Origin of the sequence: Mycobacterium sherrisii (genome assembly GCF_002102355.1) — a bacterium.
Lineage (GTDB): Bacteria > Actinomycetota > Actinomycetes > Mycobacteriales > Mycobacteriaceae > Mycobacterium > Mycobacterium sherrisii.
In genome coordinates, this window is the sequence record NZ_LQPT01000088.1 from 1 (window position 1) to 5,133 (window position 5,133).

Below are 5,133 nucleotides of genomic sequence, written 5' to 3' on the forward strand. Positions count from 1 at the left end.
GCTAGAAGCCGAGAATCGGTCGAAGGGGGTCAAAATTCGGGCGTCGACACGGGGTCAGTTTTCAGACGACGCCGACATCCGGTTGCCCTTGCGTCGGAGATCGTCGCCGAGAGATGGAATCCGTTGATCGTGCGCAATCTGTTATTCGGTGCCGATACTTTTTCGGCGATCGCGCATGGTGTGCCGTCTATGTCACGCTCCATGTTGATCAAGCGGCTCGAGGAGCTGCAGCGCGCTGGAATCATCACAATAAAGCGGAAGCCGGATGGTCGAGGGCACAACTACCGACTCACCGAAGCGGGCAGCGACCTTGCCGGGGTCATCGCTGCCCTGGCCATGTGGGGTCAACGGTGGGCAACGGCCACTAGAGAGCACACAGATCCGGCATACGCGCTGTGGGCGTGGTGCCAGGTGCAGCTCAACCATGCCGCGTTGCCTAATGGCCGGGTGGTGGTTTCCCTTACATTCCCCGAGGAACGCCCCGGCAATCGGCGTTTCTGGATGCTGATTGAGCACCGCGACGCCGAGTTGTGCTACTCCGATCCTGGCGGTCGTGCCGATCTCAGCGTCGAGGCTCGATCACAACCTTTTGTCGACTGGCACCGAGGCGCGCGAAGCTGGCCGGCGCTCCTTCGCGCCGGCGATATCACATTGGACGGTCCGCACCGGCTGCGCCGAGCCTTCCCAAAGTGGAACCTTTGCGGACCCACAGACGACTGGCGCGCGAAGCACTAGACGTTGCGCCGCCTTGTGTTCTTCCTAGTTATGATCTGAAACTTCTTGGAAGACAAGGCGGTAGTCGGCAAGGGAGTGCGGGTGATCCGGTCGCCGTTGCCTGCAAGGAATACCGCGAGCGAGGCGTCGATCTTGGTGAGCCGTTTGCCCATGGCTTGGCTGGCGTGGAGCTCGGCCCCGCTCGGGGGTTCTTGAGGGTGGAAGAATGGGGCGTCCATCCGTCCCGGCGCGATGTTGCACACGATGGGTGCCATGAAACCTCCCGGCGAGCCCGGATTTCATCGAGCACCGCTGATCCTTGCTCAGCTGCTCTGGCTAGCCATCGGCCCACATTGTAAGTTCGTTCGGAGTTACGAAGACCGCGATCGCCTGCGCGTTCAAGTGGTTTGGTCATGACGCGAGAGGAAGCCGATGAGAACGATCGCATATCGCCATGCGGCAGTCGTCGGCCTCGCCGCCGCCGCGCTGATCATGGGGGGCTGCAGCACGAGCAAGAGCGTCGACGCCTCGGCGCCGCCTCCGGCCGGGACGAACGCCAGCACTACAGCGTCCCCAGCGCAGCCCAGCACGGTGAAGCTCGTCGGGGAGGGCGACGTCGAGGTGACGTTGACCGGACCGATTGCTGTCAAATACTCGTCGGCAACCGAGGATCAGAAGAAAGCTCTGGGCAAGCCGCTGACAGGTGACCGCAACGCCGGGACACGGGACAGCGGCGTGGTATTTCAGCAGTTCCAGGGCGGCGCGATCACGGCCAAGAACGGCGCAGCCGGCACGCCCGCATACATCATCCTGGGCAAAATCCGCGAGGCCTGGAACATTCCACGGGGGCCGGACGGCACGCCGGTGCCCACCGGCAGTAACGGTTCGGCAGGCCCGCTGGGATCGCCCACCAGTGATGTGAACAACGTCGGTGACCTACAGGTGTCTACCTTCGAACACGGCAAGATCGAATTCAACCCGGCGACCGGTCAGGTCGCGGTGACGGTCAACGGCCGAGCCGTGCCCTCCGGGCTCTGACTCGTATTGCGGGCGGCATCTCGCCACTACCGCACATTGCCACTCGAATGGTGGAGGTTCCACTGGCCACAATCGGGGGCCAAGACATCGTTGACGTCGACTTCGAGTCCGCCGACCTTCGGCCCCGGATTGGACGCGGTGCTCACGACCCGCTGATAAAGAACAGCGGCGGGGTGGACCTGATTGCCGGACCAGGCGCGGGTTTGCCAGATCCAGCGGCGGCCGGGGGTGCTCGAAGATCCGATCACGCCGTCGGCCGCGGCCCACTGACACACCCTGACGCCTCCGTAAACGCCGGTGCGCTGAACCCCGAGAACCGAGTTGATTCCGCGAAACCATTGCAGCGCAGTGTGATCCCAGGTGTCGCGATTAATGTCCTCGTCGATGGTGAAGAAAATCGGCGCACCCTGGCCGCCCCCCGCGGCGGTGTGCAGCTGCCAGGCGGTACGCGCGTCCGCGACGCCCCCGGCATATCCACGGGTGAAGTCCGATGGTGCCGATCCGCCCGGCTTGCCGTATTGGTAATTGCTGACGATGACCAAGCCTGCCGCTTTCAGCGAGTCGGCATAGGCCCGAGTGATCGGCTTGGCGCCAAACGATGAGCCAGGACGCGACTCCGAAACGTAGTTGACCACCCCGCTGTAGCCGGCAGCGCGGATCTGCTGCGCCGGAATCTGGCGCGCCGCGAAGTCGATCAGTCGGGGAGGAGCGGCGGCGGCCGCCGTGGGCATGCCGCAGGCCACCGATGCGGCACCCAGACCGGCCACCGCGGCGGCGTAGCGCAGCGCGTCGCGACGCGAGACCGCTCGCGGTCGCCTATCGCTGGTCGAGGGCGGCACAGTGTGCATCGCGCGATGTTAACGATGTGACTGTTGTTACCGATAGACCTGCGCTAGCCGAAACGCGGTTGTACTCCCAAATGGATACCGAACGGTGACCGTTCGGCTATGACGTCCCACGCTGTTGGCGAAGCGGCCCACGATCGTGCGGCGTTGACGTGCAAAGCTATTGGCGCGATCCATTTGCCGCGGTCGCGCGACGCAGGGGAGCGGCCTAACCTTCCCGCGTTCGGGGCGACTCGATCGATCTCTACCAGTGTCACCCGGCTTTGCCGACGATCGTCCGGGCTGCGCGCTCGGCGATGAGCATCACCGGTGCGTTGGTGTTGCCGGAAATGATGGTGGGCATAGCCGAAGCATCGACTACGCGAAGGCCGGCGGCACAGTAGACGCGGCAGTCGGTGTCGAGCACTGTGGCGGCCGATCGCGGATGACCTTGTGCGTCAAAGGCTCCCATCGCGCAGGTACCTACCGGGTGGAAAATAGTCGTGCCGAGTTCACCGGCCGCCTGCTGCAGGTCCTCGTCACTCACCAGTTGCGGACCGGGAAATAGTTCCTGGGGGCGGTAGCGGGCCAAGGCCGGCGCCGCCATGATCTTCCGGGTCATCCGGAGGCCAGTCACGGCGGTTCGACGATCGGCATCGGTCGACAGGTAGTTGCATGAAATCTTCGGGTAGATCAGGGGATCGGCGCTGGCCATGCGTACGTGGCCGCGCGAGCTGGGCCGCAAATTGCAGACCGAGGGGGTGATCGCTCCGAAGGGGTGCAGCGGTTCGCCGAATTTCGGCAGGGACAAGGGCTGCACATGCCACTCCAGGTCGGCACTTTCCAGCGCGGGGTCGCTCTTGGCGAAAGCTCCCAGCGTGGATGGCGGCATGGTCATGGGCCCCGACCGCAGCAGCAGGTACTGAAGTCCCATGCCCGCCCTGCTGATCCAATTGCGGTACAGCGTGTTGACGGTCGGGACGCCCCGGACCCGGTAGACCGTCCGAATCTGCAGGTGGTCTTGCAGGTTTTCGCCCACTCCTGGCAGATCGACGGCCACCCGCACTTGATGCTGGGCGAGCAGGCCGGCCGGGCCGAGACCCGAGACCTGCATCAGGTGTGGCGAGCCGATAGCCCCGGCGCTCAGGATCACCTCCCGGCGCGCACGAACATCGACGATGTGGCCACCTTTGAGCAATTGCACGCCGGTGACCCGGTGCTGCGCCGTGGTCCACGCACCCCGACGTTGATCCTCGCAGACCTGGTCGTCCATCAGGAGCCGCAAGGCCTGCGTCTGTGTGTAGACGGTCAGGTTGGGTCGGTGGGCGACGGGATGAAGGAAGGCATCGGCCATCGACCAGCGCCGGCCCCGCCGTTGATTGACATGAAAGTACGCGCTGCCTGCGTTGACGCCGCGGTTGAACTCATCAATCGGGTAGATGCCCATCTCGGCAGCGGCGGCCTGCCAGGCGTCCAGGATTTTCCAGCGCACACGGGGCCGCGCGACGGGGATCTCGCCACCGACGCCGTGCCAATCGTCGGCCCCGCCGAAGTAGTTTTCTAACTCCTTGTAGATCGCCAGCGTCTGGCCAGAACAGTCCGGGCCTCCCCAGCGCCATCGCTCGTCTCCGGTGGCCTGCGCCCACAGGTCGTAATCGCTGGCCTGTCCGCGCATGTGGATCATCGCGTTGATCGACGAGCAGCCGCCGATCACGCGGCCGCGGGCGTAGTGAATGCTCCGGCCGGCCAGGCCTGGGTCGGGCTCGGTCGTGAAGCACCAATCGGTGCGGGGATTGGCGATTGTGTACAGGTAGCCCACCGGCACCTTGATCCAGAACCAGTCGTCTGCGCCGCCCGCCTCGATCACGAGCACACGGTGATCAGGATTGGCGCTGAGCCGATTGGCGAGCAGGCACCCCGCGCTACCCGCTCCCACGATGACGTAGTCGAATTCGGCAACAGAGCTCATTCTGGTATCGGTCCTCCAAGCGTCGGATGCGTGTCCTAGTGTGCGCGACGGACGCCGCGTACGCGCCACCGGAGTCGGCAGGGGTTCACCGCGGTCGCAACGATGGACCTGGCAGGCACCTCACCGAAAACCGGCACAGCACGATTGATGAAAAGAAGACCTTACTTGACATAGTCTCGCCCATTGGATCTTCCTGTCGCACAGCGGCTTTTGACTTCCACTGAAGTCATCTCGTATTCGCGGGGTTCCCGAGTTGCACAGCTGGGTTATCCAGGAACACCGCCGAAACGGCTCGTGACACCGCTAGAGGCTGCCACCATCATCGCGCTCGCGGGTGCGTTGCGCCCGGAGTTCGTTCCACATAGCGGCGCGGTACTGCGTCGGCGGGCAGCCGAGTATGGCCTTGAACGTCCGCGAGAAGTGCGCTGGATTGAGCAAGCCCCAACGTGCGCCTATCTCACTTACCGGCTGGTCCGCGAAGCGGACGTCAATCAGATCTTGACGACACCGAGGGTAAGTCCCCTGGCGTGGTGGGTTTTTGGGGCCGGAGATGACGGTGCCGGGTGTGTCGTTGCCGGTGTTGGGGTG

6 protein-coding genes are annotated in these 5,133 nt (G+C 64.3%); 2 read left to right on the forward strand and 4 right to left on the reverse strand.

Annotated features, from left to right (window positions below):
* Positions 1-735, forward strand: a 735-nt coding sequence (locus AWC25_RS17745; protein ID WP_342351829.1) for a winged helix-turn-helix transcriptional regulator, incomplete at its 5' end; no start/stop codon positions are given.
* Here the strand turns inward: AWC25_RS17745 and AWC25_RS17750 are convergent.
* Positions 732-989: an SDR family oxidoreductase gene (locus tag AWC25_RS17750; RefSeq protein ID WP_069403096.1), complete on the reverse strand. Its 258-nt coding sequence runs from the start codon at positions 987-989 to the stop codon at positions 732-734. The two genes, AWC25_RS17745 and AWC25_RS17750, sit on opposite strands and share 4 nt — an antisense overlap.
* A 157-nt stretch (positions 990-1,146) precedes the next feature.
* Here AWC25_RS17750 and AWC25_RS17755 point away from each other — a divergent pair, with 157 nt between their 5' ends.
* Positions 1,147-1,752: an LGFP repeat-containing protein gene (locus tag AWC25_RS17755; protein ID WP_069403097.1), complete on the forward strand. Its 606-nt coding sequence runs from the start codon at positions 1,147-1,149 to the stop codon at positions 1,750-1,752.
* A 26-nt stretch (positions 1,753-1,778) separates the two neighbouring features.
* Here the strand turns inward: AWC25_RS17755 and AWC25_RS17760 are convergent, their stop codons facing one another.
* The 3 genes from AWC25_RS17760 to AWC25_RS17770 form a co-directional block, all read right to left on the reverse strand.
* Positions 1,779-2,600, reverse strand: a complete 822-nt coding sequence (locus AWC25_RS17760) for a DUF1906 domain-containing protein (protein ID WP_069403098.1) — start codon at positions 2,598-2,600, stop codon at positions 1,779-1,781.
* 250 nt (positions 2,601-2,850) lie between these two features.
* Positions 2,851-4,545 carry a GMC family oxidoreductase gene (locus AWC25_RS17765; protein ID WP_069403099.1) on the reverse strand — a complete coding sequence of 565 codons (1,695 nt, stop codon included), beginning with the start codon at positions 4,543-4,545 and terminating at the stop codon, positions 2,851-2,853.
* Between the two features lie 303 nt (positions 4,546-4,848).
* Positions 4,849-5,133, reverse strand: a 285-nt coding sequence (locus AWC25_RS17770) for a helix-turn-helix domain-containing protein (RefSeq protein ID WP_142278915.1), incomplete at its 5' end; no start/stop codon positions are given.

Coding starts and splice junctions, on each gene's coding strand:
- AWC25_RS17750 (WP_069403096.1), bottom strand. CDS start 989: ATGGCACCCATCGTGTGCAACATCGCGCCGGGACGGATGGACGCCCCA.
- AWC25_RS17765 (WP_069403099.1), bottom strand. CDS start 4,545: ATGAGCTCTGTTGCCGAATTCGACTACGTCATCGTGGGAGCGGGTAGC.
- AWC25_RS17755 (WP_069403097.1), top strand. CDS start 1,147: ATGAGAACGATCGCATATCGCCATGCGGCAGTCGTCGGCCTCGCCGCC.
- AWC25_RS17760 (WP_069403098.1), bottom strand. CDS start 2,600: ATGCACACTGTGCCGCCCTCGACCAGCGATAGGCGACCGCGAGCGGTC.